Origin of the sequence: Micromonospora sp. NPDC051925 (genome assembly GCF_044548625.1) — a bacterium.
Taxonomy (GTDB): domain Bacteria; phylum Actinomycetota; class Actinomycetes; order Mycobacteriales; family Micromonosporaceae; genus Micromonospora.
The window spans coordinates 72562-98359 of sequence record NZ_JBIUCH010000004.1 but is presented as its reverse complement, the minus strand read 5'-3'; the positions used below and the strand labels follow the sequence as shown (position 1 = coordinate 98359).

Sequence of the window (25798 nt, the reverse complement as noted above, 5' to 3'; positions counted from 1 at the left end):
CGTCCCGGGCCGTCCGGCCGGCCACGGCGCATCCCTGGTGCTGGCGCAGGCGCGTTGGCCGGAGCCGGGCGACGGACCGCCACCGCCGCTGCCCGGATTCGTGCACTCGACGTTCGCGCCGCTGGTCGCGGCGGTGGCGGGACGGTGCCTGGAGCGTCGGCCCCACCCGGCCCCGGCCGACGCCCGATGTGCGGTGGTGCTGGTCAGCGCGGCCGGTGACCGGCCCAGCGCCGTCCACGTGCGGTCCACCGTCGCGGCCGGGGGGCGGGTCGGTCCGCTGTTCTTCTTCCAGTCGGTGCCCAACAGCGTCGCCGGGCAGGTCGCCGCGCGCTGGGGACTGGACGGCCCGGTGGTGTGCCTGAGCCCGACCGGCGACCCACGCGCCGACGCCACCGCCGAGGCCGAACTGCTGCTGTACGACGGTGACGCCGACGAGGCGTTGCTGGTCCTGATCGAACAGGCACCCGACGCGACGCCCACCGGCGCGGTCGCGGTGCTGCTGGCGGGAGGAGACAGTCAATGAGGACGAAGGGACTGCGGGGGGCGCTCGCCGCCGACCCGCAGATCGGTGCCGGGAACGTGCTCGCCCGGGTGCTGGCCCACGGCGCCGACCCGCAGGGGCCGGGCCTGACCTTCGACACCCCGGTCGACGGGCACCCCGCCGGGCAGCCGCTCACCCTCGGCCAGCTCGACGAGCGGGTCGCCGCGCGGGCGGCCTGGCTGCACGCCCGAGGGGTGCAGCCCCGTGACCCGGTCGCCGTGTGGGCCACCGCCGCCGCCGACATGGTGCTGAGCTTCCTGGCGTTGACCCGGCTCGGCGCGATCCCGGCGCTGATGAACGGCAAGCTGCGCCCGGAGATCGCCGCCGAGTACATCCGCCGGCTACGCGGCGCCGGGGTGCTCGCCGACGCCGCGCACGCCGACCTGCTCGCCGGGCACGAGCTGGGCGCACCACTGCTGGGCACCCCGGAACAGGCCGGCACCGGTGAGCCGGCGCAGGCCCCCACCCACTACCGGCACCACCCGGACGACCCGATCGTCATCACCCACACCTCCGGCACCACCGGGGTGCCGAAGGCGGTGCTGCACTCGCACGCCAGCCTCTTCGCCGCCACCCGGCACCTGCTGTCCATGCCCCAGGCGCAGGGCACCCGTCGGATCCTCAACGCGCTGCCCGCACCGCACACCGCGACGGTGCTCATGGTCAACCAGGCGCTGGGCAACCAGGCGGAGATGTTCCTGCTGTCCGAGCAGGGCGGTGAGCGGGTTCTCGACGCCATCCAGCGGTGGCGGCCCGACGGGGTCTTCGGCTTCTCGATGACCTGGGCCGAACTGGCCCGCTTCGACCTGACCGGGTACGACCTGGACTCGGTGCGGTTGTGGTTCAACACCGGGGACTGCTCGCACGAGCCGCACGTACGCCGGCTCGTCGCGGTCGGCTCCCGGGAGGTGTCCACCCGGCAGGGTGTCACCCGGGTCGCCGGTTCGGTCTTCATCGACGGGCTGGGCTCCAGCGAGATGGGACACTCGATGTTCCACATCACGCACACCGTCGACACCGACCGGTACGGCCGCTGCGTGGGCCGCCCCTACCGGTTCGCCACCGTCGCCGTCCTCGACGCCGAGGGCAACGAGTTGCCCCCGGGGCAGGTCGGCTTCCTCGGCGTCGACTCGCCGTCGCTGTTCCGGGGCTACTGGAACGACTCGGTCACCAGCTACCGGTTCCGGCTGCGTGGCTGGTACCTCACCGGTGACCTGGTGTACGCCGACGCCGACGGCCGCTACTACCACCTGGACCGGGCGGTGGACTCGGTGGAGTTGCCCGACGGGCGGCGCTTCTTCACCGCGCTGTCGGAGGAACGCATCCTCGCCGCCTGTCCCGACGTCACCGACTGCACCGTGGTGATCGTCGCCGACGGCGGCCAGGTCACCACCGACGTGCTGCTGGAGCTGGCTGCCGGGGCGGACCCGGCCACCGACCGCACCGCGACGATCCGGGCCGCGCTCGGGCCGGACGTCGGCGCGACCCTGCGCCGGGTGCTGCCGGTACGCGCCGACGACATCCCGGTCACCGTCACCGGCAAGGTCCGCAAGGTGGCGCTGCGCGAACGCTACCTCGCCGAGTCGTCGTCATGACCGTGGTGATCACCGGAATGGGACTGTTCAGCCCCGTCGGGCGGGGGGTGGCGGACACCTTCGACGCGTTGCTCGGCGGGAGGTCCGGGCTGACCCGGCCGCCGGAGGGGCACCCGGCCCGGGAGTCGCTGGAGGTCGCCGGGGTGCTCCCGCCGATCGACCCGCGGACCGTCGCCACCGGGCCGGAGACCAAGGTGCTCGACCGGGTCGTGGTGTTCGCCCTGATCACCGCCGCCGACGCGCTCGCCGACGCGGGCATCGTGGTGGGCCGGGACGTCGACCCGGCGCGGATCGGCGTCATCGTGGGCGGCGTCGGCGGAATGTCCACCCTGGAGAGCCAGGTGATCGCCCGGACCGCCCGGGGCCGCTCGGCGGTCAACCCGTACCTGCTGACCGGCATCCTGCCGAACATGGCCTCGGCGCGGATCGCCATCGCCCACGGCATCCGGGGGTACAGCTCCGCCGTCGGCACGGCCTGCGCCTCCGGTGCCCAGGCGGTCGCCGACGCGACCCGGCTGATCCGGGCCGGCGAGGCGGACGTGGTGGTCTGCGGGGCCAGCGAGGCGCCGCTCTTCCCGACCTTCGCCGACACCTTCGGCAACGCCCGCGCGCTGGCCCGGGGCTGGGCCGACCCGACCGAGGCGAGCCGGCCGTTCGACCGGCGACGCAACGGGTTCGTCCTCGCCGAGGGGGCCGCGCTGCTGGTGCTGGAGCGTGCCGGGCACGCCGCGGCCCGGGGGGCCCGGACGTACGCGGCGGTGGCCGGCTACGGGACGACCACCGACGCCCACCACCCGACCGTGCCCCGGCCCGACGGCGAGGGAGCGGCCGACTGCATGCGGGCGGCCCTGGCCCAGGCGGACGTCTCGCCGGGGGAGGTCGGCTACGTCAACGCCCACGGCACCGGCACCAGGCTCGGCGACATCGCCGAGTGCACCGCGCTGGCGAAGGTGTTCGGCGTCGGCGGGGTGCCGGTCAGCTCCACCAAGGCGCTCACCGGGCACCTGCTCGGCGCGTCCGGGGTGGTGGAGACGGCCGCCTGCGCGTTGGCGCTGCGCGCCGGCCTGCTGCCGCCCACCTATCACCTTGACGACCCGGACCCGGACTGCCCGGCGGATCACGTCCGGGACGAGCCCCGGTCCACCAGGACCGAGTTCGCGCTCACCAACTCCTTCGGGTTCGGCGGGCAGAACGTGAGCCTGCTGCTGCGGCGCACCACCACCGCTGGCGTCCGGACCGCCGAGCCGGGGAGGTGATCGGCGCGGCGACCCGGGCCGTACGTGCCCGGACGGCAGTCACGGGGGACATGGGAAGGCTGGAGAGATGGACATTCGTGGAATAGACCACATCGAACTGTACGTGGGAGACGCCCGACAGGCCGCCTTCTACTTCGGCACCGCCGTCGGCTTCACCCTGCGGGGGCAGGGCGGGCCGGAGACCGGGCTGGTCGGGCAGCGGTCCCTGCTGCTGGGCCAGGCCGACATCCGGATGGTGCTGACCTCCGGACTCACCGCCGACCACCCGGCCTCGGCGTACGTGTCCCGGCACGGCGACGGGATCGCGGTGGTGGCGGTGGAGGTCGACGACGCCGCCGGGGCGTACGCGGAGCTGGTCGCCCGGGGTGCGACGCCGGTGACCCCACCGCGCACCTGGACCGGCGCGGACGCCGAGGTGGTGACCGCCGAGGTGGGCGGCTTCGGCGACGTGCTGCACCGGCTGGTCGAGCGACGCGGTGACCGGGACGACTTCCTGCCCGGCGCGATCGAGGCGACCCCGCCCGGCGGGACCGACCAGAAACTGCTCGCCGAGATCGACCACCTGGCGGTCTGCGTGCCGCCCGGCCAGCTCGACGACACCGTCGCGCACTACGAGCGGGTCTTCGGCTTCGCGCAGATCTTCGAGGAGCACATCGAGGTCGCCGGTCAGGCGATGAACTCCAAGGTGGTGCAGGACGCCTCCGGGCGGGTCACCCTGGTGCTGCTGGAACCGGACGCCGGCCGGCGGCCCGGCCAGATCGACGCGTTCCTCACCGAGCACCACGGCGCCGGGGTGCAGCACCTGGGGTTGCGCACCGACGACATCGTCGGCGCGGTCGGCGCGCTCGGCGCACGCGGGGTGCGCTTCGCCGGCACCCCGGCCGCCTACTACGACGACCTGGAACAGCGGGTCGGTAAGGTCGACGCGCCACTGGACCGGTTGCGGGACCTCAGCATCCTGGTCGACGCCGACCACGGCGGGCAGCTGTTGCAGATCTTCACTGAGTCGATGCACGTCCGCCGCACCCTGTTCCTCGAACTGATCGAGCGGCGCGGCGCACGCACCTTCGGCAGCGGCAACATCAAGGCGCTCTACGAGGCCAAGGAACGGGAGCTGGCCGTGGCGGGGGCGACCCCCGCCGTCGCGGCCGGCACGGCACGAGGGGTTGGGGCATGATCACGACACATCCGACGCTGACCGCGCAGGAGGAGGCGCTGCTCCCGTCCGACGAGGACGTGCGCCACTACGCCGAGCACGGCTGGTACCTGTCGAAGAAGCTGCTCACCGACGACGAGGTGGACGCGTTGACCGCGGCCACCGACCGCTACTACGACGGCGAGCGGGACCGCACCCTGCCGGTACGCCCGCCGAAGCTTGCCTACTGGGAGCCGTCGAAGGGGTCGGTGCAGCGGCACAACGACTACGTCCACCACGAGCACGACGGGATCGCCGCGATCCTGCGCAAGCCGCTGATCGGCGCGGTGGCCGCCCGGCTGGCGCAGGCCGACGAGATCCGGATCTTCCAGTCCACGCTGATCTACAAGCCGCCGATCTCCGGTGAGCCGTCGAACATCGTGCCCTGGCACTTCGACAAGCACTACTGGTCGTCCTCGTCGTCGGAGAAGATGCTCACCGCGTTCATCCCGTTCCACGACTGCGGGGAGGAGATGGGCACCATCACCATGGTCGACGGCTCGCACCGGTGGTCCGAGACCGGCGCGGACGACACCGTGGTCCGGCACTTCGCCGAGCGGGACCGCGACCAGCTCGAGGAGATGCTGGCCGAGAACGCCGCGCACAACGGCGCGCAGATCCGCAAGATCCCGATGGTGATCCCGAAGGGGCACCTGAGTTTCCACCACTGCCGCACCTACCACGGCAGCGGCGCGAACGTCAGCGGACGCCCGCGCCGGGCGATCTCGCTGCACCTGCAGGACGGCGACAACGCCTACCGGGAGTTCCCGCTCTCGGACGGGACTCTCGCCGCGTACAACCACGACGTGCTGGTCCGCCGCACCCACGACGGGCGGCCGGACTACGCGGACCCCGACTACTGCCCGGTCATCTGGCGCGATCGCGCCCAGCAGGGAGGCTGAACATGTCACGGTACGACTGGGGTAAGACGCACCCGGGCATCGAGCGGCTGGAGAAGGCGGTGACCGACCGCCGGGACGTGGTGGTCAAGCACCCGCTCTACGCCAACCTGGACACCCACGAATCGCTTGTCACCTTCATGGAGCACCACGTCTTCGCGGTCTGGGACTTCATGTCCCTGCTGAAGTCGTTGCAGCGGCAGCTCACCTGCGTGACCGTGCCGTGGATTCCCACCGGGCCGACCGGCAGCCGCCGGCTGATCAACGACATCGTGATGGTGGAGGAGAGCGACGAGCTGGGCGAGGGCTTCATCAGCCACTTCGAGCTGTACGTCCGGGGGATGGGCGAGGCGGGTGCGGACACCACCGCCGTCGACCGGCTGGTCGCGCTGCTGCGGGCCGGCTCGTCGGTCACCGACGCGCTGGTCGAGGCCGGGGTGCCCGCGCCGTCGCGGGCCTTCGCCGCCACCACCTGGAAGATCATCGAGTCGACTCCGGTGCACTGCCAGGCCGCCGCGTTCGCCTTCGGCCGGGAGGACCTGATCCCCGACATGTTCACCCAGGTCGTCGCGGTCAACGAGCGCAGCAACCGGCTGCACACCTTCGTCGACTACCTGGAACGGCACATCGAGGTCGACGGCGAGCAGCACACCCCGATGGCGATGCAGATGCTCGCCGACCTGTGCGGCGACGACGACGTCAAGTGGCAGGAGTGCGCCGACACGGTCAACCTGGCGCTGGCCGCCCGCGCGCAGCTCTGGGACGACATCCTCGCCGCCGTCAAGGAGGGCCGCGACCGGTGACCGACGCCGACCCGGCCCGGCTCTACCGCACGGTACGGCTGATCCGCCGGTTCGAGGAGCGGGCCATCGAACTGGTCCGCTCCGGGCACATCGTCGGCGGCATCCACCCCTACCTCGGTCAGGAGGGGATCGCCGCCGGCGTGTGCGCCGCGCTCGGCGACCGGGACCTGGTCACCGGCACCCACCGGGGGCACGGGCACGTGCTCGCCAAGGGGGCCGACCCGGCCCGGATGATGGCCGAGCTGTGCGGCCGGGAGACCGGACTGAACCGGGGCCGGGGCGGCTCGATGCACGCGGCGGACCTGTCCATCGGGGTGCTCGGCGCCAACGCCATCGTCGGCGCGTCCCCGGCGATCCTCACCGGCGCGGTGTGGGCCCGCCGGCAGCGCGGCGACGCGGTGCTGGGGGCGAGCTTCTTCGGTGACGGCGCGGTCAACGAGGGGATGCTGCTGGAGGCGTTCAACCTGGCCGCGCTCTGGCAGGTGCCGGTGCTGCTGGTCTGCGAGAACAACGGCTACGCCACCACCATGCCGGTGGCCGGCGCGGTCGCCGGCACCATCACCGGTCGGGCCGAGGCGTTCGGCATCCGGGCCGCCGTCGTCGACGGCCAGGACCCGGAGGCGGTCCGGCAGGTCACCGCCGCCGCCGTCGCGCGGATGCGCGACGGCGGCGGGCCGGAGCTGGTCGAGGCCAGCACCTACCGGTTCGACGCCCACCACACCTTCGAACACTCGGTACGCCTGGACTACCGCCCGCCGCAGGAGGTGGCCGCCGGCCGATCCCGCGACCCGGTGGCGATCCAGGGCGCCCGGCTCGCCCCGGCCGACCGGGCAGCCGTCGACGCCGAGGTGGAGGCCACCCTCGACGCGGCCGTCGCGTTCGCCCTGGCCGGCCCGGAGCCGGACCCGGCCGGCGCGCTGGACCACCTGTACGCCAGTGGGCTGACCGCCCGGGGAGGTTCCTGATGCCACGGCTGTCGTACCGCAAGGCGTTGACCCGGGCGTTGGCCGACGAGATGACCCGGGACGAGGCGGTGTTCCTGCTCGGCGAGGACGTCCGGGTCGGCGCGTCCAACGTCACCCCGGGCCTGCTGAAGCGGTTCGGACCGGACCGGGTGCTGGACACCCCGCTGTCGGAGCAGGCGTTCACCAGCTTCGCCACCGGGGCCGCCCTGGCCGGGCTGCGGCCGGTGGTGGAGTTCCAGATCCCGTCGCTGCTGTTCCTGGTCTTCGAGCAGATCGTCAACCACGCGCACAAGTTCCCGTTGATGACCGGTGGGCAGTGCGCGGTGCCGGTCACCTACCTGGTGCCCGGCTCGGGTTCCCGGACGGGCTGGGCGGGGCAGCACTCCGACCACCCGTACTCGCTCTTCGCCCACGTCGGGATCGTCACCGTGGTGCCGGCCACCCCGGCCGACGCGTACGGGCTGCTGGTGTCGGCGATCCGGCACGACGACCCGGTGGTGGTCTTCGCCCCGGCCGGCGCGCTGGACGTCCGCGACGACGTCGACTTCGCCACCCTCGCCCCGGTGCCGCTGGGGCGGGGGGTGGTCCGCCGGGCCGGTGACGACGTCACCGTGGTCGCCGTCGGGCACCTGGTGCACGACGCGCTGGCCGTCGCCGAGGAGCTGGCCGGGCAGGTGTCGGTGGAGGTGTTCGACCCGCGCACGCTCTACCCGTTCGACCTCGACGGGCTGGTCGACTCGGTGTCCCGGACCGGCCGGCTGGTGGTGCTCGACGACTCCAACCGGTCCTGCGGCATCGCCGCCGAGATCATCACCTCGGTGCTGGAGCAGGTGCCGCTGACCGCGCCGCCGCGCCGGGTCACCCGGCCGGACGGTGCGGTGTTGCCCTTCGCGCCCGTCCTCGACCGGGCCGTGCAGCCCGGCCGGGAGGCGCTCACCGCCGCCATCCACCACGTGACCAAGGACTGCAGATGACTGACGTGAACTACTCGTGGCCGGAGCCCGGCCGGGCCTGGGCGGAGCTGCCGGAGTCGGCCCGAACGGCGATGGTGGCCGCGGGCGCGCAGGAGTGGGAGCGGATCTTCCACGGCCGGGCGACGTACAACAAGCAGTGGCGGCTGGCCCGGCCGCCGGTGCTGACCGCCGACGCGTTCCGCGAGCTGAACGAGGTCTGCGACCGGATCGCCCAGCTCATCCTGGACGCCTGCCGTCGTCGGGCGGGCACCGCCGGGGAACTGCGCGAGCTGATGGGTGTGCCGGCCGGGCAGACCCGGTTGCTCGACGAGGACGAGCCGCTGACCGAGGCGCTGCTGGCCGCGTACCGGCCGGATGTGCTGTTCTCCGGCGGGGAGCCGCGCATCGTCGAGTACAACATCGACAGCAGCCTCGGTGGCGGCTTCGACGCGGACACGGTGATCCAGCGGTACGGCGCGCTGTACCGGGAGCGGGGGCTGCTGGACGGCCTGTCGGCCCGGCCCGCGCCGTCCCTGCTGGACCAGCGGTTCGTGGCGATCCGCGCCGAGTTGGGCCTGGCCGAGGGGGCCCGGGTGGCGCTGCTGATGGACTTCGAGGCCGACTATCCGGGGCTGGACGACCCGGAGACGTTCATCCGGATCCTCTCGCCCCTGATCGACCAGGCCCGTCCCTTCGGCATCGACCTGGTCATCGCCCCGGTCGCCGCGGCCACCCTGGACGCCGACCGGCGGCTGGTGGTCGGCGGTGCTGCGGTGGACGCGCTGTTCCGGCTCTTCGTGCCCAACCGGGTCACCCCGAGCGCCGGCCTGGAGGCGGTGGCCGGGGCGCTCGACGCGGGCACCCTGCCGATGTTCGTCAGCGCCGCCGCCTGGCTGCTCGGCAACAAGATCAATTTCGCCTGGCTCTACGAGGACCTGGACCTGCTCCCCGCCGACGACCAGGCCCTGATCCACCGGTACGTGCCGCACACCGTGGCGCTCACCGCCACCGAACTGGACCGGGCGCTGGCCGACCGGGAGAACCTGGTCGCCAAGCCGGCCGACGGCTCGGCCGGCCACGGGGTGCTCATCGGCCGGGAGCTGAGCCCGGGGGAGTGGGCCGACGGGCTGGCCGCCGCCCTCGACCGGGGCGGCGACATCCTCCAGCGGTACATGCCCGCCGACCGGGTGGCGATGGACTTCGTCCAGATCGAGACCGGTGAGACGGTCACCGCCGAGGTGCCCTACAGCATCGCCCCGTACCTGTTCGGCCGCGCCGGCTCCGGCGCGCTCGCCCGGGTCGGCTACCCCGGCTGCGACGAGGTCCTCAACCTCGCCCGCGGCGTCCTGCTGACCGGAATTCTCCTAACCGACTGACTCCCTGAGGTGGGCGCCGAGGCGGCGGATTGTCTCCGCCGTGGCGATGGCGTCGCTGCGGGCGCTGCCGTGCCGGCCGTCGCTGCTGTACATCGACGGGTCGGTGCCGGCCGGGTGATCCGTCAGGTGCACGTGCAGCGCGCCCAGCCGGTCGGCGAGCCGGCCGGTACGGGAGGAGAGCAGCCGCATCCGGGCACCGAGCCCGGGACGCAACGCCGCCGGGACCGCGGGGCTGTGTGAGACGTCGAACATGCCCACCGTGATCACGTCCGCCCCCGCGTCGCGCAGCGCGCCGATGATCGCGGTCAGCTCGGTGTCGACGGCGTCCGGGTCGAACGCCGTCCGGAAGGCGTCGTTGCCGCCGCAGACCACCAGCGCCAGGTCGGGGGAGAAGGCCAACGCCCGGTCCAACTGCCCCGCCCGGACCTGTTGCGCCCGCAGTCCGCGCCGCCCCAGGTTCAGGTACGCCAACCCGGGCCGTACGGCCGCCAACTCGGCCGCGATCCGGTCCGCCCACTGCACGTCCGGGTAGCCGTCGACCGGCTCGCACATGCCCTCGGCGACGCTGTCACCGAGCACCACGAACCGGTGCCACGGATGGTCGCGCAGCAGCGCGGCGCTCTCCCCCTCGCGCAGGCAGTACGGATCGGTGGCCTCGGTCAACGTCGATGACATGGCCGGGAATGTAGCCCACCCGGCCGGTGCCGTCGATCATGCCGACCGGTCGGATCGCCCGATGGTCGCCCAGGTGCGCCGAGCCGGGCCCGCCGCCGATCATCGGGTCGCGCCGGCCACCCCCAGGGCCGAGCCCTGGAATGTCGGTCCGGGTCGGCGGGCGTCCGCCCGATCCCGCCAGTTCTGTCGGCCGTCCCGGGTAGGTTGCGGTCGACGGGCCGCCCGGTCCGGCCGGGCGGAACGGACGGAGCGACCGATGCGCAAGGTGATCCTGTGGATGTCGATCTCCCTCGACGGCTACTTCGAGGGGCCGGACCACGAGATCGGCTGGCACCTGGTCGACGAGGAGCTGCACGCCTACTTCAACGCCGAGTTGGCCGGCATGGGCGCCTTCCTCGAGGGCCGGCGCAGCTACGAGCTGATGTCCGCGTTCTGGCCGACCGCCGACGCGGACCCGACCAACCCGCCGACGATGCGGGAGTTCGCCGGCATCTGGCGCACGACGCCCAAGATCGTCTACTCCCGCACGCTCACCCACGTCGACGACAACGCCACCCTGGTGCGCGACGTCGATCCCGACGAGGTCGCCGCGCTGAAGGCCCGACCGGGCGGTGACATGGTGGTCGGCGGGGCGGAGCTGGCTGCCGCGTTCCGTCGGCTCGGCCTGGTCGACGAGTACCGGATCTTCGTCCACCCGGTGCTGATCGGCCGGGGCAACCCGCTGTTCCCGCCGTCGGACATCCACGACGACCTGCGACTGGTCGAGACCCGGGTGTTCGGCAACGGCGTGGTGATGCTGCGCCACCAGCGCTGACCACGCCGAACGGCAGTGCCGGGTCGGCGGCGCGGCTGGCGGCCCGGGTGCCGCTCCCCGAGCCCTCCGGGTCAGCCCGGGGTGGTGGCCGGGCGGGGCGTGGGCCGGCCCACCCGCAACGGCCCGGCGACCAGTGGCAGCAGGGTCAGCACCGCGCACACCACCGCCATCACCAGCAGCGCGGGCCGGAGTCCGAGGGCTGCCACCGACCAGCCGCCGAGCAGCGCCCCCACCGGCAGCCCGACGAACGCCAACGAGCCGGAGATGCCCAGCACCCGGGTCTGCAACTCGTCCGGCACCCGTTCGTAGAGCGTGGCACCCAGCAGCGGGTTGATCGCGGCGATCCCGATCCCGGACAGGAACGTCACCACCAGCACCACCACCAGGTGGTCGGTGAGGGCCAGCACCAGCAGCCGGGGCGCACCGCTGAGCGCCGCCCCGACGGCGAACACCAACGTCCGGGGCAGCCGGGGGCCGAACATCGTGAAGACCAGATTGCCCAGCAGCGCGCCACCGCCGAACACCCCCAGCACCAGGCCGAAGCCGGCCGGGTCGCCGAGTTCGTCGCGGACCCACAGCGGCACCCAGACGGCCGTGTTGGCGGCGGCGAACATGTTCAACGCGGAGACCACCACCAGCATGGTCAACAACACCCGGTCGGTACGCAGGTAGCCGAAGCCGGTGCGCAGCGCCTGGAAGTAGCCCTCCCGGGGCGCGACCGGCGTGTCGCGGGCCGGCGGACGGACCAGCACCCCGACCAGCAGGGCGCAAAGCGCGAACGTCCCCGCGTCGATCCAGATCGCCCGGGTCACCCCGACCCAGTCGATGAGCAGGCCCCCGATGACCGTGCCGAACAGCGTCACCCCCCGCAGCAGGCCGTCGTAGGCGGAGGTGAGCCGGATCAGCTCCACCCCGGCGCGCTGCGCCGCCGGCCGGAACATCACGTGTTTGACCCGGTCGCCGATGCCGCGCAGGCCACCGGCCACCGCGACGAGGGCGACCAGCGCCCCGAAGCCGAGCCACGGGGCCAGCGCCACCACCGCGATCACCACCGCGCTCGCCGCGTCCACCGCGATGGAGGTACGTCGTACCCCGAACCGGTCCGCCCACGGGGTGGCCAGCGAACTGGAGAGCATGTACGGCAGGAACTCCGCCGCCGCGACGATGCCCATCTTGGCCGGGCTGCCGGTGGTGGTGAGCACCAGCCAGGGGATGGCGATCACCGAGATCCGGCTACCCAGATTGGAGATCAGGTCGGCGGCGACCAGCGCGACCAGTTCCCGCCGTGCGGCCCGCCGCGCCGACGATCCGACGACGCCCGTCACGTCTGCGCCTGTCACGTCTGCCCCGGTGACGCCTGTCAGGTCCGTGCCGGTGACGGCCTGCGCCAGCGGGTCGGCGTCGGGGCCGGGAGCGGAGGTGGTGGTCGGCCGAGGGCGGGCGTCGGCGGTCATGACGGGCTGCCGACCTGGTCGACGGGACGCCCGGCGGCGTACCGCTCCCGCAACGCCCGCTTGTCCACCTTCGCCGACCGGTTCAGCGGCAACGCGTCGACGAACTCCACCGCGCCCGGCGCCCAGGTGTCGCTCAGCTCGGTGGTGACCAGCCCGATCAGCTCCGTCTCGCGTACCGTCGCCCCCGGCGCTCGCACCACGTACGCGTACGGCAGTTCCCCGGCGACCGGGTCGGGCACCCCGATCACCGCCGCCGCCCGGACCTGTGGGTGCCCGGCAAGGACGTCCTCGATCGGCCGGGAGTAGATCGGCCAGCTACGTTGCCGGGTGAGGATGCGGTCCTGCAACCGGTCGACCAGGTAGAGGAACCCGTCGGCGTCGAGGTGGCCGACGTCGCGGGTCCGTACCCAGCCGTCGACCAGCGTCTCGGCGGTCAGCTCGGGCTGACCGTGGTAGCCGTGGAAGCTGAGCCGGGTACGGACCCACACCTCACCGTCCACGCCGGCCGGCAACACCCGCCCGTCGGCGTCGCGGATCTCCACCGTGACGTCCCCGTACGGCCGACCGCAGGAACCCAACCGCTCCGGGTGCGCCGGGTCCTCGGTCAACCCGGGCAGGGCGCAGATCACCACCGCCTCGCTGAGGCCGTACACGATCCGCAGGCACGGACCGAACCGGGCGATGGCCTGGCGCAGCCGGGCGGGCGCGGCCGGCCCGGCGCCCACGTTGAACATGAACATGGCGGAGAAGTCGGCACCGGGCAGGGCCGGATGGTCGAGCACCTCGTAGAGCATCGGCGGGGTGACGAAGGTGGAGGTGAGCCGCTCGGTGTCCACGGTGGCGATGAACGCGGCCGGATCCCACTGCTGGCGCAGGAAGAGCACCCCGCCGGTGAACAGGTTGAACAGGGTGGTGATCTGCCCGCTGGCCAACCACATCGGGGAGTGCGACAGGTGCCGCAGCAGCGGGAAGCCGGCGGCGCGGAAATCCGCCGCCAGGGTCAGCACCTGCCGGTAGAAGCTCTCCCGGTGGTGCACCAGCTTCGGGGTGCCGGTGGTGCCACTGGTCTGCAGGAACGACTCCGGGGTGGGCACCTCGGCGGGCAGGTCGACCGGCGGGGCGTCGGCGGTGAGTTCGGCACCGAGCCGCAGCACCGGCACCCCGGGCAGCGAGGCGGCGATTTCCGTGCCCAGCCCGTCGGGGGCGTACGCGTGGTGCACGAAGACGTCGGGACGGGCCAACCGGACGAACTCGTCGATCTCCCGTCGGGAGGTCACCGGGGCGATCCACATCGTCCGGCAGCCGAGCAGGTGCAGGGCGAGCTGGAGCAGCGGGCCCTCCACCGCGTTGCCCAGCATCACCAGCACCGCCGCGCCGGGGCGTACCCCGTGGCCGGTCAGGGCGTGGGCCAGCCCGCGTACCTCGGCGGCGACCTGCGGGTAGGTCAGCCGGCGTCCGTCGCCGACCAGCGCCTCCCGGTCGCCGAACCCGGCGAACAGCTCCAGCGCGTCGTGCACGTAGGTGGTGGATCGGTCGGCCCCGTCGGTCATCGCACAGCCCCCAGGTCGATGCGGCGGGTCGCCGGTGGCCCGGTGGGACCTGCCGTGGCGACCGGCCGGGATGGCGTCCGAGCAGATCAGAGCCCGGCCCGCGACGGGGTGCGCGAAGTGGGCGACCGCACCGCCGCCGATAGCGAGCCTAGGCCGACGGTGTCGCCGGGGGACAGAGCCGAACGGCGAGGGGCCGGCCACCATGGACATTCGATCATGCCTGTCGGGTCGATTGACGCCTGTCAGAGGTCGCGGCTAGGTTTCTGGACCATCGTCCGGGCGGTGTCGTCGATGGACGCCGGCCCTGGGCGGCCAACCATGGAGGTTCAATGTCGACCCCGAAGAGATGGCAGGTCATAGCGTCCGCGGCCGCGTTGCTGGTCGTGAGCGCCCCGGCGGTGGTGGCCAGCGCCGGACCGTCCGACTCCGACAGTGGCCGGGCAGCCGCCCGGCAGGAGTGGGCGGGCACGTGGGCCGCGGCGGTCACCCGGGGCAACACCGTCGGGCTGACCAACACCGGGCTGAACAACCAGAGCATCCGGATGACCGTGCGCACCACCGTCGGTGGTGACCGGCTGCGGGTCCGGCTGAGCAACCTGTACGGCGAGCAGGCGGTGCAGGTGGGGCACGCCACCGTGGCCCGCCCGAACACCGCCACCGTGACCGACCGGTCGGACATCCTGCCCGGCACGTTGCGCGAGCTGAAGTTCGGCGGGTCCACCTCGGCGACCATGAACAAGGGCGCTGAGCTGCTCAGCGACCCGCTGACCTACCGGGTGGCCGAGCAGGAGGACCTGATCGTCACCCTGCACTTCCCGGTGCTCACCGGGCCGGTCACCTTCCACGGCCAGTCCAAGGTCACCACGTTCATCGGGGCGAACGACCTGACCACCGCCGCCGACGGCACCGGCTTCACCATCCGGCCGGACTGCTGCTGGATGTTCCTGTCCGGCATCGACGTGCTGCGCCCCCAGACCCCGGGCGCGGTGGTGATCCTCGGCGACTCGATCGGCGACGGCAACGGCAGCACCGTCAACGCCAACAAGCGCTGGCCGGAGCTGCTCGCCGGCCGGCTCGTCCAGGCCCGCCCGGAGGTGCGTACCCCCGGGGTGCTCAATCTGAGCCTGGCCGGCAACCGGCTCAACCACGAGGGCACGGAGCCCGGCGCGGGGGGCTTCCCCGGCTACTACGAGCTGGGTCCGAACGCGCTGGCCCGGCTCAACGAGGACGTCTTCCCGCAGACCGGGGTGAAGACCCTGGTGACCCACCTCGGCATCAACGACATCTGGATGTCCGACGACTCCGCCGACCGGATCATCGCCTCGCTGCGGCAGATCAACAAGCAGGCCAAGGCGCGCGGCCTGCGCAGCCTCGCCGTCACCCTGACCCCGTACGAGGGACACGGCAACCCGGGGGTGTGGACGGCGGAGAAGGACGCCACCCGGCAGGCGGTGAACACCTGGCTGCGTGGACCGGGGGCGGCCGAGTTCGACGGCCTGCTCGACTTCGACGCGGTGCTGCGCGATCCGGCGCAGCCGAGCCGGCTGTTGCCCGCGTACGACTCGGGCGACCACATCCACCCGAACGACGCCGGCAACCAGGCGTTGGCGGACGCCGTGCCACTTCGACTGCTCGGTCTGTGACACCGGTGGGGCGGCGGGGGTGACCCGCCGCCCCACCGGTCATTCCTGGGGAGGAAGCACCATCGTGGACGTCGACGAGATCCTGACCGGCCTCTACAGCGAAGCCGGCCGGCAGCACCCCTATCCGTGGTACGCGGCCCTGCACGAGCACGGGCCGATCAGCGCCCTGCCGACCCGCCCGGAGCACAGCACCATCAGCGCGGTGGCCGTCGGTTACGACCTGGTCGACCAGGTGCTGCGCGACCCGGAGTGGTACAAGCAGGCCCCACCGGGCTGGCAGGACCAGGAGATCCTGCGCACCTTCCAGTCGTCCATGATGTTCGTCAACCCGCCCGACCACGGTCGGATGCGCGGCGTGTTCGCCCGGACGTTCACCCCGCGCCGGCTCGGCGCGCTGGAGCCGGTGATCCTCCGGGTGGTCGACACCCTGCTCGACCGGATGGCCGACGCCGGCGCCGACGGTGGCGAGGTCGACTTCGTCGCGGACTTCGCCTATCCGGTGCCGGCGCTGGTGATGGCCGAGTTCATCGGCCTGCCCGAGGCCGAGCTGGCCTGGTACCGGCAGCGGGTCGACTGGATCGACGAGTACCTCGACGTGGCCGGCAAGACCCCGCAGCGGTTGGCGCTGGCCAACCAGGCCGCCGAGGAGCTGCGTGCGCTGTACCGGGACCTGATCGCCCACCGCCGCCGCCAGCCCGGCGAGGACCTGATCTCCGGGCTGGTCGAGGCGCTGGACTCCGGCGAGGTGGACCTGACCGAGGAAGAGCTGATCAGCAACCTGATCGTGCTGTTCAACGCCAGCTTCGTCACCACCGTCTACATGTTCAGCAACGGCCTGCCCGTGCTGCTGGCCCACCCGGACACCGTGGCCGCGCTGCCCGGCGACGACGCGTTGGCCCAGGGCTGCGTGGACGAGGTGCTGCGGCTGGAGAGCCCGGTGCACTTCCTGGCCCGCGCCGCGCCCCGGGACACCGAGCTGGGCGGCGTGCCGGTCGCCCGGGACGAGAACGTGCTGCTGATCATCGCCGGCGCCAACCGCGACCCGGGTCGCTTCCCCGAGCCGGACCGGTTCGACCCGCGCCGCGACGGCCCCCCGTCGCTGGCGTTCGGCGTCGGTCCGCACTTCTGTCTCGGTTCGGCGGTGTCCCGGTTGGAGGGCCGGCTCGGGCTGCCCCGGCTCTTCGCCCGCTTCCCCCGGCTCGCGGTCAGCCAGGAGGCAGACTACAGCGGGAGCCTGTTCCTGCGCGGCATCGACAAGCTCTTCGTCACCACCGGCGGATAGGAGCCACCCCATGTCCCTCGACCCCCAGGTGGTGGCGTACCGGGCCGCGCGGGCCGCCGCCGGCATCCCACCGCTGTACACCCAGACCCTCGCCGAGGCCCGTGCCGCCGACCTCGCCGCGATCCGCGCCGGCGGCGGCGACGTCGAGCCGGTCCACGAGGTACGCGACACGTCCGTCCCCGGTCCCGCCGGTGAGCTGCGGGTCCGGGTGCACCGGCCGGCCGGCGACGGGCCGCTGCCCACCCTGGTCTACTTCTTCGGTGGCGGTTGGACGCTGGGCAGCGTGGAGACCGCCGACGGGATCTGCCGCCGGCTGGCCAACGCCACCCCCTGCCAGGTGGTGACGGTCGGCTACCGGCTCGCCCCGGAGCACCCGTTCCCGGCCGCCGTGCTGGACTGCCAGGCCGCCACCCGGTGGCTCGCCGAGCACGCCGCCGACCTCGGGGTGGACCCGGAGCGACTGGTGGTCGGCGGGGACAGCGCCGGTGGCAACCTGGCGGCGGCGGTGACCCTGCTGGCCCGCGCCGAAGGCGGCCCCCGGTTGGCCGGGCAGCTGCTGATCTACCCGAACACCGACCAGCGGGCCGCCGCCCGGTCCGACGGCCGGGACACCGACGGTCGTCCCGCCGACGACCGGGATGTCGACAGCCGGGATGTCGACGGTCGTCCCGCCGACGATCAGGACCCGCTGTTGTTCAACCGGCACTCCGTCGAGTGGTACCGCGGTCACTACCTGGCCGACCCGGCGGACGCGGCCGACCCGCTGGCCTCGCCGCTGCTCGCCGACGACCTGGCCGGCCTGCCGCCGGCCCTGGTCATCACCGCCGGACACGACCCGCTGCGCGACGAGGGGGAGCGGTACGCGCAGCGGCTACGCGAGGCCGGGGTGCCGGTGCGGGCGAGCCGCTACCCCGGCATGATCCACGGGTTCTTCGCCATGCCCGGGGTCTTCGACGCCGGCCGTCGTGCCCAGGACGAGGCCGCCGCCTTCCTGCGGGAGGTCTTCGGGCTGCCCGCCCCGGCGGTCCCCACCGCAGGGGTGCATAATGCCTGACCCCACCCGCCCCGGTGTCCCGTCCACCGCCGACGACACCGTCCCGGCGCGCACTGCCGCCACCCCCACCGTTGCGACCACCGCTGTCACGGCCGGCTCCGCCGCCACCCCCACCGCGATCACCGACGCCACCCCCACCGCGATCACCGACGTCACCGCCGAGGCGGCGGCTCCCCGCGGGACCGCCCCGACGGCGGTCGCCGCAGGCGGGTCGCAGGGGGCGTCCACGGTGGTCGTGGCCGGCGGGTTCGGCGACGTCGACCGGCCACCGGTCGCCCTGGCCGACTTCGCCGACCTGGCTCGGGCGGTGCTCCCGGCCGGAATCTGGGACTTCGTGGCGGGGGGCAGCGGCGTGGAGACCACCCTCGCCGCCAACCGGGCCGCCCTGGACCGGGTCGCCGTGTTTCCCCGGGTGCTCACCGGGGTGGAGCAGCCCCGCACCGACGCGGTGCTGCTCGGCCGCGCCCAGGCCATGCCGGTGGCGGTCGCGCCGATGGCGTACCAGCGGTTGCTGCATCCGGACGGCGAACCGGCCCTCGCGGCGGCGGCCGGCGCGGCCGGGGTGCCCTACGTGCTCAGCACGTTGAGCAGCACCCCGATCGAGGAGGTCACCGTCGCCACCGACGGGCCGGTCTGGTTCCAGCTCTACTGGCTGCGCGACCGGGGTCTGGTCGCCGAGCTGCTCGACCGGGCGCACGCCGCCGGTTGCGCCGCGTTGATGGTCACCGTTGACGTGCCGGTGCTCGGCCGGCGGCTGCGCGACGTCCGCAACGGCTTCGCGCTGCCGCCGGAGGTGACCGCCGCCAACCTGCCCGCTGGCCGGGACGATCTGGCACATGTCGGCACGCCCGGGGTGTCCGCCATCGCGGCGCACACCGACTCCGCCTTCGCCCCCGCGCTGACCTGGGCGGACCTGTCCTGGTTGCGGGACCGCACCCGGCTGCCGCTGCTGGTCAAGGGAATCCTCGACCCGCGCGACGCGGTCCGGGCCGCCGACGTCGGCGTGGACGCCGTGGTGGTCTCCAACCACGGCGGCCGGCAGCTCGACGGTGCGCCCGCCACCGCCACCGTGCTGCCCGAGGTGGTCGCGACCGTCGGTGACCGGGTCGAGGTGCTGTTGGACAGCGGGGTACGGTCCGGCACCGACGTGCTGCGTGCGCTCGCCCTCGGCGCGACGGGGGTGCTGCTCGGCCGTCCCCTGCTCTGGGCCCTCGCGGCCGGCGGCCGGTCCGGAGCGCGGGCCGCCCTCGACCTGCTCGCCGTCGAACTGCGCGACGCGCTGACCCTGACCGGCTGTGCCGACCCGGCGCAGGCCCGGCGGCTGCGCACCCTGACCGGAGGCTGACCCGTTGGACCACCCGGTGGACCTGGACCTGGCGACCCTGCACCCGGCCGTCGACGACCCGGCGCTGAACTCGATGAACTTCCTCAACGAGGTCTCGCAGCACTGGCCCGACGCGGTGTCGCTGGCCGCCGGTCGGCCGTACGAGGAGTTCTTCGACGACGACGCGCCGGGTCGCTGGCTGGACCGGTTCCGCCGGCACCTCGCCGACGACCTCGGGCAGCACCCCGAGCAGGTCCGCCGCACCCTGTTCCAGTACGGCCGGACCAAGGGCATCATCCACCACCTGATCGCCCGCAACCTCGCCGTCGACGAGGACGTCCACGTCGACCCGGAGGCGGTGGTGGTGACCGTCGGCTGCCAGGAGGCGATGCTGCTGGTGCTGCGGGCGCTGCGGGCCGGCCCGGCCGACGTCCTGCTCGCCGTCGCCCCGACGTACGTGGGGCTGACCGGCGCGGCCCGGCTGGTGGACCTGCCGGTCCGGGCGGTGGTCGGTGGCCCGACCGGGGTGGACCTGGCCGACCTGCGGGCCCAGGTGCGCCGGGCCCGGGACGAGGGGTTGCGCCCCCGGGCCTGTTACGTGATGCCGGACTTCGCCAATCCCTCCGGCGTCAGCATCGGGCTGGCCGATCGGCGGCGGCTGCTCGACCTGGCCGCCGAGGAGGACCTGCTGCTGATCGAGGACAACCCCTACGGACTCTTCCCGGCCGGGGACGCCGACCGGACGCCGACGCTGAAGGCGCTGGACACCGCCCGTCGGGTGGTCTACCTCGGCTCGTTCGCCAAGACGGTGCTGCCCGGCGCCCGGATCGGCTACCTGGTGGCCGACCAACGGGTCGCCGGCGCCGACGGCGTCGTGGGGTTGTTCGCCGACCAGCTCGCCAAGATCAAGAGCATGGTCTCGGTGAACACCTCCCCGCTGGCCCAGGCCATGATCGGCGGGGCGCTGCTGGAGCACGACTGTTCGCTGGTCGCGGCGAACCGGCAGGAGCGGGCGGCGTACACCCGCAACCGGGACCACCTGCTGGCCGGCCTGCGTCGGCGCTTCCCGGCCGGCTCGCCGGTGTGCTGGAACGCCCCGGCCGGTGGGTTCTTCGTCGTGGTCACCGTGCCGTTCCCGGTCGACGACGCGCTGCTGCGGCGGTCCGCCGAGCGGTTCGGGGTGCTCTGGACGCCGATGGCGCACTTCTACGGCGACGGCCGACCGGTCGACGCGTTGCGGCTGTCGGTCAGCGCCGTCACCCTGGAGCAGATCGACCTCGGCCTGGACCGGCTGGCCGCCCTGATCACCGAGGAACTGGCCCGCGCCGCCCTGCCCGCCGGCTGACCGTCACCCCGGTCGGTCGCCTCTCCCGGGCCGCCCCGGGGCGACCGTACCCCCTGGCGGCCTCCACTCGGTGTCGCCGAACCGCCACCCCCCGTGCTGCGCCCGGGATGATCCATTGGCCATAATGGACGCATGGTCGCTTGGGAGTACGCCCTGTTGGTCCGCCGTTACCAGGGGCAGGGACGCCAGTTCCACGTCTCGTTCGTCTGGTACGGCCCGGACGGATCACGCACCGATGTCACCGCGTACGGGGACACCGCCATCGCCCACCTCAACCGGGTCGGCCGGGAGGGCTGGGAGCTGGTCTCCGCCGCCGAGGACGTCAACAACGTCCAGGGCAGCACCGAGGTCCACCGCTACCACCTCAAGCGCCCCCTACCCTGACCCCCCCCGCCCCCGCCCCGCCCCCGCCCCGCCCCCGCCATCCCGAGTTGATCAAGAGGTTTCGGTCACCGGCACGAGGTTTCGTGACCGAAACCTCTTGATCAACGGGCGCGGTGGGGTGGGGGTGGGGTGGGGGTGGGGTGGGGGTGGGGTGGGTGGGGGTGGGGTGGGTGGGGTTAGGTCAGGGTGATGGTGGGGTAGAGGGGGTGGGCGGCGAGTAGGTCGGTGGCCTGCTCGCTGACCTTGTCGGCGACCGCCGGGTCGAGGACGTACTTGGCCTTCGACGGGGTGCCGTCGGCGTTGGCCCCCGGCGTGGTCTGGCTGAGCACGGTGTGGATCAGCTCGGCGGTGACGTCCATCTCGGCGGTGCCGAGACCCCGGCTGGTCAGCGCGGGGGTGCCGATCCGGATGCCCGAGGTGTACCAGGCACCGTTGCGGTCCTGGGGGACGGCGTTGCGGTTGGTGACGATGCCCGAGTCGAGCAGCGCCTGCTCGGCCTGCCGGCCGGTGAGGCCGTAGCCCGAGACGTCGAGCAGCACCAGGTGGTTGTCGGTGCCGCCGGTGACCAGGGTGGTGCCCCGACGCAGCAGCCCCTCGGCGAGCGCCTGGGCGTTGTCGACGATCCGCTGGGCGTAGTCGGCGAAGTCGGGCCGACGCGCCTCGGCCAGCGCCACCGCCTTGGCGGCCATCACGTGCGGCAACGGGCCGCCGAGCACCATCGGGCAACCCCGGTCGACCTGGTCGGCCAGCTCCGGGCCGCAGAGCACCATGCCGCCGCGCGGGCCCCGCAGCGACTTGTGCGTGGTGGTGGTGACGATGTGCGCGTGCGGCACCGGGTCGAAGTCACCGGTGAAGACCTTCCCGGCGACCAGACCGGCGAAGTGCGCCATGTCGACCATGAAGGTGGCCCCGACCGAGTCGGCGATCTCCCGCATGATCCGGAAGTTGACCTTCCGGGGGTACGCCGAGTAGCCGGCGACCAGGATCAGCGGCTTGAACTCCCGGGCCGACTCGGCGACCCGGTCGTAGTCGATCAGCCCGGTGGTCGGGTCGGTGCCGTAGCTGCGCTGGTCGAACATCTTGCCGGAGATGTTCGGCCGGAACCCGTGGGTGAGGTGGCCACCGGCGTCCAGCGACATGCCCAGCATCCGCTGGTCGCCCAGCTCCCGGCGCAGCGCGAACCAGTCCGCCTCGGTCAGGTCGTTGACCTGGCGTACCTGGGCCCTCTTCAGCGCCGGGGACTCCACCCGATCGGCCAGGATCGCCCAGAACGCGACCAGGTTGGCGTCGATGCCGGAGTGCGGCTGCACGTACGCGTGGGCGGCCCCGAACAGCTCCTTGGCGTGCTCGGCGGCGAGCGACTCGACGGTGTCGACGTTCTGGCAGCCGGCGTAGAAGCGACGGCCGACGGTGCCCTCGGCGTACTTGTCGCTGAACCAGTTGCCCATGGTCAGCAGGGTGGCCGGGGAGGCGTAGTTCTCGCTGGCGATCAGCTTCAGCGACTCGCGCTGGTCGGCCAGCTCGGCGCCGATGGCGTCGGCCACCCGGGGCTCGACGGCACGGATCACCTCGAGCGCGCTGCGGAAGGCGGTGGATTCGGCGTTCAGCGACATGCGACCTCCAGGTGACGTGCGGAAGGCCCAGGCGCTCGGCGTGCGTCCTCGTGACGGGGCCGCTTCCCGATGGTGCTCCATCCCCACGCGCCAGTCACGGCCCGAGGACGATCCTACCGGGTGGCCCTCGGGGTTGTCCGGGAGCACCTCCGGCACCCGGCAACGGCCGGGTTCTCCGGTTGTGCGGAGATCGGGTGTCCCCGGCACCGGCACCGACGGACGGCCACCGCCGTTGCGCCGACAGCGCCGATGTCCCACGCCGGGCGATCGACTGCGTACGATCGGCGGATGCTGGGGGAGGACATCGAGGGAAGTCTGGTCGCGATCAGCGATCTGCACGTCGGGTACGCGGAGAATCGTGCCCTGGTCGAGGCGCTGCGGCCCGGGTCGCCACGGGACTGGCTGATCGTCGCCGGTGACGTGGCGGACACCGTCGCCGACATCGAGTGGGCGCTCGGCCTGCTCGCGCGGCGCTTCGACACCGTCATCTGGGCCCCCGGCAACCACGAGCTGTGGACCCCGCCGGCCGACCCGGTGACCCTGCGCGGGGTGGCGCGCTACGAGCTGCTGGTGCGGCGCTGCCGGGAACTGGGCGTGGTCACCCCCGAGGACGACTACCGGGTGTGGCGGGGCCCGGGTGGTCCCGCGCTGGTGGCCCCGCTGTTCCTGCTGTACGACTACAGCTGGCGACCGCCGGGGTTCGACACCCGGGAGGCGGCCCTGGCGGAGGCGCACCGGACCGGGATCGTCTGCACCGACGAGTTCCTGCTGCACCCCGACCCGTACCGGAGCCGGCAGGAGTGGTGCGCGGCCCGGCTGGCGGAGACCGCCCGCCGGCTGGCGGCCCGCGACCCGGCGCTGCCCACGGTGCTGGTCAACCACTGGCCGTTGGACCGTCATCCGACCGAGGTGCTGCGCTACCCGATCTTCGCGCAGTGGTGCGGGACGGACGGCACCGCCGACTGGCACCGCCGGTTCGCCGCCCGCGCGGTGGTCTACGGCCACCTGCACATTCCGCGCACCACCTGGAAGGACGGGGTGCGGTTCGAGGAGGTCTCGGTGGGCTACCCCCGGGAATGGCGGCAGCGGCGGCTGCCCCCGGGTCGGGTGCGGCGGATCCTGCCGGAGCCCGACGGCAGGCCGGTGACCGCCTGGTGAACCGCTGCGGGGTCTGATCGGCCGGTCGAGACCCCGCTGGTTCGACCCGGCCCAGGCGGTGGCACGGAGTGTGTGGCGGTGGGTCAGCAGCCGGGGGCGGCGGTGAGACGGGTGACCAGCTCGTCGGTCGCCGCGCCCAGTCGGCGGGCTGCGGTGGGATCGAGGGTCGTCGCTGTCGGCCTGATCGGCGGTCACCCAGGCCGAGCCGGCTGGCGGCACCGGCGACCGTCACACGGTGGCGATGGTGTGCGGGATCTCGTCGAGCAACTCGCGGGCGAGGAACCCGATCCTGCCGAACCGGGGCACCAGCCGCTGCCCGCTCACCGCGTGCACCCAGGCCGCCCAGCAGGCCGCCTGGGCCGGTTCGGCGCCCCGGGAGAGCAGTCCGGCGAGCAGCCCGGCCCGGACGTCGCCGCTGCCCGAGGTGCCCAGCCCGGCGTCGCCGCTCTCCTCCCGCCAGCCCTCCCCGTCGGGGGTGGCGACGTGGCCGTACAGGGAGACCACCGCCTCGTACCGGCGGGCCAGTTCGCGGGATTCGGCGTCCAGGTCGTCGCCGGGATCGCGGCCGAGCAGGTGCCGCGCCTCGGTGAGGTTCGGGGTCAGCACCACCCGCCGGTCCGCGCCGACCAGCAGGTCCGGTTCGTGGCTGAGCGCTCCCAGCGCGTACGCGTCGAAGACCAGCGCCGTCTGCGGCCTCGCTGCCGTCAGCACCAGGTGCAGCAGCGCGCGGGTCTGGTCGATGTCGTTGAGGCCGGGTCCGACGGCGACCACGTCGGCCTGCTCGACGAGGTCACCGAGTCGGTCACCCGGGTCACCGGCGACCGCGCCGTCGGAGGTCTCGGGCAGGCCGACCACCATGGCCTCGGGCACCTGGATGCTCAACGCGGCGGCGGTGGACTCGGCGGCGGCCAGTTGCAGCACGCCCGCCCCGGCGCGCAGCGCGGCCACCCCGGCCAGCAACACCGCTCCCGGGGTGAACCGGGAGCCCCCGACCACCAGCACGGTTCCCCGGTTCTCCTTGCCGCCGGTGGGTACGGGCAGTGCCCAGTCCCGCAGCAACCCCGGGGTGATGACCCGGGTGTCAGACCGGTTCGGCATGGACCTCGTCCTCCGTGGTGGGTGGGGCGCCCTGCGCGTGCAGATGGGTGACGTCGTTGAAGGTGTCCAGGGTGAGCCGGCCGGCGGCGTCGGCCGACCAGCCGGTCACCGAGCAGTTGGCGATCAGGTGTTCCCGGGTCAGCCCCGTCAGCTCCGCCTCGGTCAGCCCTTCCACCAGGTAACGGAGCAGGAACACCAGGGCGTCGTGCCCGAACAGCAGCACCCGCCGCCCCTGGTGGTCGCGGCGCAGGTCGCCGAGGAGGGTACGCAGCCGCAGCGCCACGTCGGTCCAGGACTCGCCGCCCGGCGGCCGGTAGTAGAACTTGCCGAGCCGTCGCCGCCGGGCCGCCTCGTCGGGGAACCGGCGGGTCACCCCGTGCCCGGTGAGCCCGTCGAGGATGCCCAGCTCGCGGTCGCGCAGGCGCTCGTCGACGCTGGCCGGGATGCCGGTGCCGGCCAACGCCAGCTCGGCGGTCCGCCCCGCCCGCAGGTACGGCGACACCACCGCCACGTCCGGTCGACGCTGCGCCGGCAGGCCGGCCAGCCAGCGGGCCGTGGCCCGAGCCTGCTGCTCACCGGTGGCCGAGAGCGGCACGTCGGCGTCCCGATGGGTCAGGTCGATCAGCTCGGCGCCGGTCGACTCGGCAGTCGAGGCGGCGACGTTCGCCGTGCTCTCACCGTGCCGGACGATCCACAGCGCCGCCAGTTCCGCCATGGCCTCATGCCTACCCCCGGTACGACCCGGGTAACCGCGCCGACTCTGCCCGTCGCCGGGAGGCGCGCCCGGGGTCGGCCCGTCGCCGGTGGGTCGATACCCTGCC

23 protein-coding genes and 1 riboswitch are annotated in these 25798 nt (G+C 73.4%); of the genes, 17 read left to right on the top strand and 6 right to left on the bottom strand.

Annotation, left to right across the window (positions count from 1 at the left end):
* Positions 1-34: 34 nt before the first annotated feature.
* The 9 genes from ACIG87_RS06870 to ACIG87_RS06830 all read left to right on the top strand — a co-directional run bounded on the left by ACIG87_RS06870 (position 35) and on the right by ACIG87_RS06830 (position 9583).
* Positions 35-523 carry a beta-ketoacyl synthase chain length factor gene (locus ACIG87_RS06870; RefSeq protein WP_396849238.1) on the top strand — a complete coding sequence of 163 codons (489 nt, stop codon included), beginning with the start codon at positions 35-37 and terminating at the stop codon, positions 521-523.
* Positions 520-2136 (top strand): class I adenylate-forming enzyme family protein, encoded by a 1617-nt coding sequence (locus ACIG87_RS06865; protein WP_396848882.1) that lies wholly within the window; start codon positions 520-522, stop codon positions 2134-2136. The genes ACIG87_RS06870 and ACIG87_RS06865 overlap by 4 nt, the downstream gene beginning before the upstream one ends.
* Positions 2133-3392, top strand: a complete 1260-nt coding sequence (locus ACIG87_RS06860; protein WP_396848880.1) for a beta-ketoacyl-[acyl-carrier-protein] synthase family protein — start codon at positions 2133-2135, stop codon at positions 3390-3392. Before ACIG87_RS06865 ends, ACIG87_RS06860 begins: the two co-directional genes overlap by 4 nt.
* Before the next feature lie 67 nt (positions 3393-3459).
* Positions 3460-4569, top strand: a complete 1110-nt coding sequence (gene hppD / locus ACIG87_RS06855) for a 4-hydroxyphenylpyruvate dioxygenase (RefSeq protein ID WP_396848879.1) — start codon at positions 3460-3462, stop codon at positions 4567-4569.
* Complete coding sequence (locus ACIG87_RS06850; RefSeq protein ID WP_396848877.1) at positions 4566-5489, top strand: phytanoyl-CoA dioxygenase family protein; 924 nt, start codon at positions 4566-4568, stop codon at positions 5487-5489. Before hppD ends, ACIG87_RS06850 begins: the two co-directional genes overlap by 4 nt.
* A 2-nt stretch (positions 5490-5491) precedes the next feature.
* A complete protein-coding gene (locus ACIG87_RS06845; RefSeq protein WP_396848876.1) occupies positions 5492-6289 on the top strand; it encodes a DUF3050 domain-containing protein in 798 nt (265 codons plus the stop codon).
* Positions 6286-7254: a thiamine pyrophosphate-dependent dehydrogenase E1 component subunit alpha gene (locus tag ACIG87_RS06840; protein WP_396848874.1), complete on the top strand. Its 969-nt coding sequence runs from the start codon at positions 6286-6288 to the stop codon at positions 7252-7254. Before ACIG87_RS06845 ends, ACIG87_RS06840 begins: the two co-directional genes overlap by 4 nt.
* Positions 7254-8228 carry an alpha-ketoacid dehydrogenase subunit beta gene (locus tag ACIG87_RS06835; protein WP_396848872.1) on the top strand — a complete coding sequence of 325 codons (975 nt, stop codon included), beginning with the start codon at positions 7254-7256 and terminating at the stop codon, positions 8226-8228. The genes ACIG87_RS06840 and ACIG87_RS06835 overlap by 1 nt, the downstream gene beginning before the upstream one ends.
* Complete coding sequence (locus ACIG87_RS06830) at positions 8225-9583, top strand: hypothetical protein (protein ID WP_396848871.1); 1359 nt, start codon at positions 8225-8227, stop codon at positions 9581-9583. The genes ACIG87_RS06835 and ACIG87_RS06830 overlap by 4 nt, the downstream gene beginning before the upstream one ends.
* On the opposite strand, the gene ACIG87_RS06825 is transcribed toward ACIG87_RS06830, so the two are convergent.
* Positions 9572-10258, bottom strand: a complete 687-nt coding sequence (locus tag ACIG87_RS06825; RefSeq protein WP_396848869.1) for an SGNH/GDSL hydrolase family protein — start codon at positions 10256-10258, stop codon at positions 9572-9574. The two genes, ACIG87_RS06830 and ACIG87_RS06825, sit on opposite strands and share 12 nt — an antisense overlap.
* 256 nt (positions 10259-10514) lie before the next feature.
* On the opposite strand from ACIG87_RS06825, the gene ACIG87_RS06820 reads away from it, so the two are divergent.
* Positions 10515-11072 (top strand): dihydrofolate reductase family protein, encoded by a 558-nt coding sequence (locus ACIG87_RS06820; RefSeq protein WP_396848867.1) that lies wholly within the window; start codon positions 10515-10517, stop codon positions 11070-11072.
* Between the two features lie 71 nt (positions 11073-11143).
* Here the strand turns inward: ACIG87_RS06820 and ACIG87_RS06815 are convergent, their stop codons facing one another.
* On the bottom strand, positions 11144-12526 hold the full coding sequence (locus ACIG87_RS06815) for an MFS transporter (protein ID WP_396848866.1): 1383 nt from the start codon (positions 12524-12526) through the stop codon (positions 11144-11146).
* Positions 12523-14076 (bottom strand): class I adenylate-forming enzyme family protein, encoded by a 1554-nt coding sequence (locus ACIG87_RS06810; RefSeq protein WP_396848864.1) that lies wholly within the window; start codon positions 14074-14076, stop codon positions 12523-12525. The genes ACIG87_RS06815 and ACIG87_RS06810 overlap by 4 nt, the downstream gene beginning before the upstream one ends.
* Before the next feature lie 356 nt (positions 14077-14432).
* Between ACIG87_RS06810 and ACIG87_RS06805 the strand changes: the two genes are divergently transcribed.
* From ACIG87_RS06805 to ACIG87_RS06780, 6 genes are all read left to right on the top strand, one after another.
* A complete protein-coding gene (locus ACIG87_RS06805; RefSeq protein ID WP_396849236.1) occupies positions 14433-15719 on the top strand; it encodes an SGNH/GDSL hydrolase family protein in 1287 nt (428 codons plus the stop codon).
* A 61-nt stretch (positions 15720-15780) separates the two neighbouring features.
* Complete coding sequence (locus ACIG87_RS06800) at positions 15781-17001, top strand: cytochrome P450 (RefSeq protein ID WP_396849234.1); 1221 nt, start codon at positions 15781-15783, stop codon at positions 16999-17001.
* A gap of 10 nt (positions 17002-17011) precedes the next feature.
* On the top strand, positions 17012-18055 hold the full coding sequence (locus ACIG87_RS06795) for an alpha/beta hydrolase (RefSeq protein ID WP_396848862.1): 1044 nt from the start codon (positions 17012-17014) through the stop codon (positions 18053-18055).
* Entirely contained in the window at positions 18048-19400 is a 1353-nt protein-coding gene (locus tag ACIG87_RS06790; RefSeq protein ID WP_396848861.1) for an alpha-hydroxy acid oxidase, read from the top strand. The genes ACIG87_RS06795 and ACIG87_RS06790 overlap by 8 nt, the downstream gene beginning before the upstream one ends.
* Positions 19401-19404: 4 nt before the next feature.
* On the top strand, positions 19405-20724 hold the full coding sequence (locus ACIG87_RS06785; protein WP_396848859.1) for a PLP-dependent aminotransferase family protein: 1320 nt from the start codon (positions 19405-19407) through the stop codon (positions 20722-20724).
* Positions 20725-20856: 132 nt separating this feature from the next.
* Positions 20857-21108, top strand: coding sequence for a hypothetical protein (locus ACIG87_RS06780; RefSeq protein ID WP_396848857.1), 252 nt, complete (start codon positions 20857-20859; stop codon positions 21106-21108).
* A 176-nt stretch (positions 21109-21284) separates the two neighbouring features.
* Here ACIG87_RS06780 and ACIG87_RS06775 read toward each other — a convergent pair whose 3' ends face one another.
* Entirely contained in the window at positions 21285-22721 is a 1437-nt protein-coding gene (locus tag ACIG87_RS06775; protein ID WP_396848855.1) for a glycine hydroxymethyltransferase, read from the bottom strand.
* An 18-nt stretch (positions 22722-22739) separates the two neighbouring features.
* Positions 22740-22829, bottom strand: a riboswitch (ZMP/ZTP riboswitch).
* A 180-nt stretch (positions 22830-23009) separates the two neighbouring features.
* Between ACIG87_RS06775 and ACIG87_RS06770 the strand changes: the two genes are divergently transcribed.
* On the top strand, positions 23010-23879 hold the full coding sequence (locus ACIG87_RS06770) for a metallophosphoesterase family protein (RefSeq protein WP_396848853.1): 870 nt from the start codon (positions 23010-23012) through the stop codon (positions 23877-23879).
* 228 nt (positions 23880-24107) lie between these two features.
* Here the strand turns inward: ACIG87_RS06770 and ACIG87_RS06765 are convergent, their stop codons facing one another.
* Both ACIG87_RS06765 and ACIG87_RS06760 read right to left on the bottom strand, forming a co-directional pair.
* Positions 24108-24977: an NAD(P)H-hydrate dehydratase gene (locus ACIG87_RS06765; protein WP_396848851.1), complete on the bottom strand. Its 870-nt coding sequence runs from the start codon at positions 24975-24977 to the stop codon at positions 24108-24110.
* Positions 24961-25692, bottom strand: a complete 732-nt coding sequence (locus tag ACIG87_RS06760; protein ID WP_396848850.1) for a histidine phosphatase family protein — start codon at positions 25690-25692, stop codon at positions 24961-24963. Before ACIG87_RS06760 ends, ACIG87_RS06765 begins: the two co-directional genes overlap by 17 nt.
* Positions 25693-25798: the final 106 nt, after the last annotated feature.

Bases quoted from the DNA above. Each gene is read 5' to 3' on its own strand.
- ACIG87_RS06865 (WP_396848882.1), top strand. From the start codon at position 520: ATGAGGACGAAGGGACTGCGGGGGGCGCTCGCCGCCGACCCGCAGATC.
- ACIG87_RS06860 (WP_396848880.1), top strand. From the start codon at position 2,133: ATGACCGTGGTGATCACCGGAATGGGACTGTTCAGCCCCGTCGGGCGG.
- hppD (WP_396848879.1), top strand. From the start codon at position 3,460: ATGGACATTCGTGGAATAGACCACATCGAACTGTACGTGGGAGACGCC.
- ACIG87_RS06850 (WP_396848877.1), top strand. From the start codon at position 4,566: ATGATCACGACACATCCGACGCTGACCGCGCAGGAGGAGGCGCTGCTC.
- ACIG87_RS06845 (WP_396848876.1), top strand. From the start codon at position 5,492: ATGTCACGGTACGACTGGGGTAAGACGCACCCGGGCATCGAGCGGCTG.
- ACIG87_RS06835 (WP_396848872.1), top strand. From the start codon at position 7,254: ATGCCACGGCTGTCGTACCGCAAGGCGTTGACCCGGGCGTTGGCCGAC.
- ACIG87_RS06830 (WP_396848871.1), top strand. From the start codon at position 8,225: ATGACTGACGTGAACTACTCGTGGCCGGAGCCCGGCCGGGCCTGGGCG.
- ACIG87_RS06825 (WP_396848869.1), bottom strand. From the start codon at position 10,258: ATGTCATCGACGTTGACCGAGGCCACCGATCCGTACTGCCTGCGCGAG.
- ACIG87_RS06820 (WP_396848867.1), top strand. From the start codon at position 10,515: ATGCGCAAGGTGATCCTGTGGATGTCGATCTCCCTCGACGGCTACTTC.
- ACIG87_RS06815 (WP_396848866.1), bottom strand. From the start codon at position 12,526: ATGACCGCCGACGCCCGCCCTCGGCCGACCACCACCTCCGCTCCCGGC.
- ACIG87_RS06810 (WP_396848864.1), bottom strand. From the start codon at position 14,076: ATGACCGACGGGGCCGACCGATCCACCACCTACGTGCACGACGCGCTG.
- ACIG87_RS06795 (WP_396848862.1), top strand. From the start codon at position 17,012: ATGTCCCTCGACCCCCAGGTGGTGGCGTACCGGGCCGCGCGGGCCGCC.
- ACIG87_RS06790 (WP_396848861.1), top strand. From the start codon at position 18,048: ATGCCTGACCCCACCCGCCCCGGTGTCCCGTCCACCGCCGACGACACC.
- ACIG87_RS06780 (WP_396848857.1), top strand. From the start codon at position 20,857: ATGGTCGCTTGGGAGTACGCCCTGTTGGTCCGCCGTTACCAGGGGCAG.
- ACIG87_RS06775 (WP_396848855.1), bottom strand. From the start codon at position 22,721: ATGTCGCTGAACGCCGAATCCACCGCCTTCCGCAGCGCGCTCGAGGTG.
- ACIG87_RS06770 (WP_396848853.1), top strand. From the start codon at position 23,010: ATGCTGGGGGAGGACATCGAGGGAAGTCTGGTCGCGATCAGCGATCTG.
- ACIG87_RS06765 (WP_396848851.1), bottom strand. From the start codon at position 24,977: ATGCCGAACCGGTCTGACACCCGGGTCATCACCCCGGGGTTGCTGCGG.
- ACIG87_RS06760 (WP_396848850.1), bottom strand. From the start codon at position 25,692: ATGGCGGAACTGGCGGCGCTGTGGATCGTCCGGCACGGTGAGAGCACG.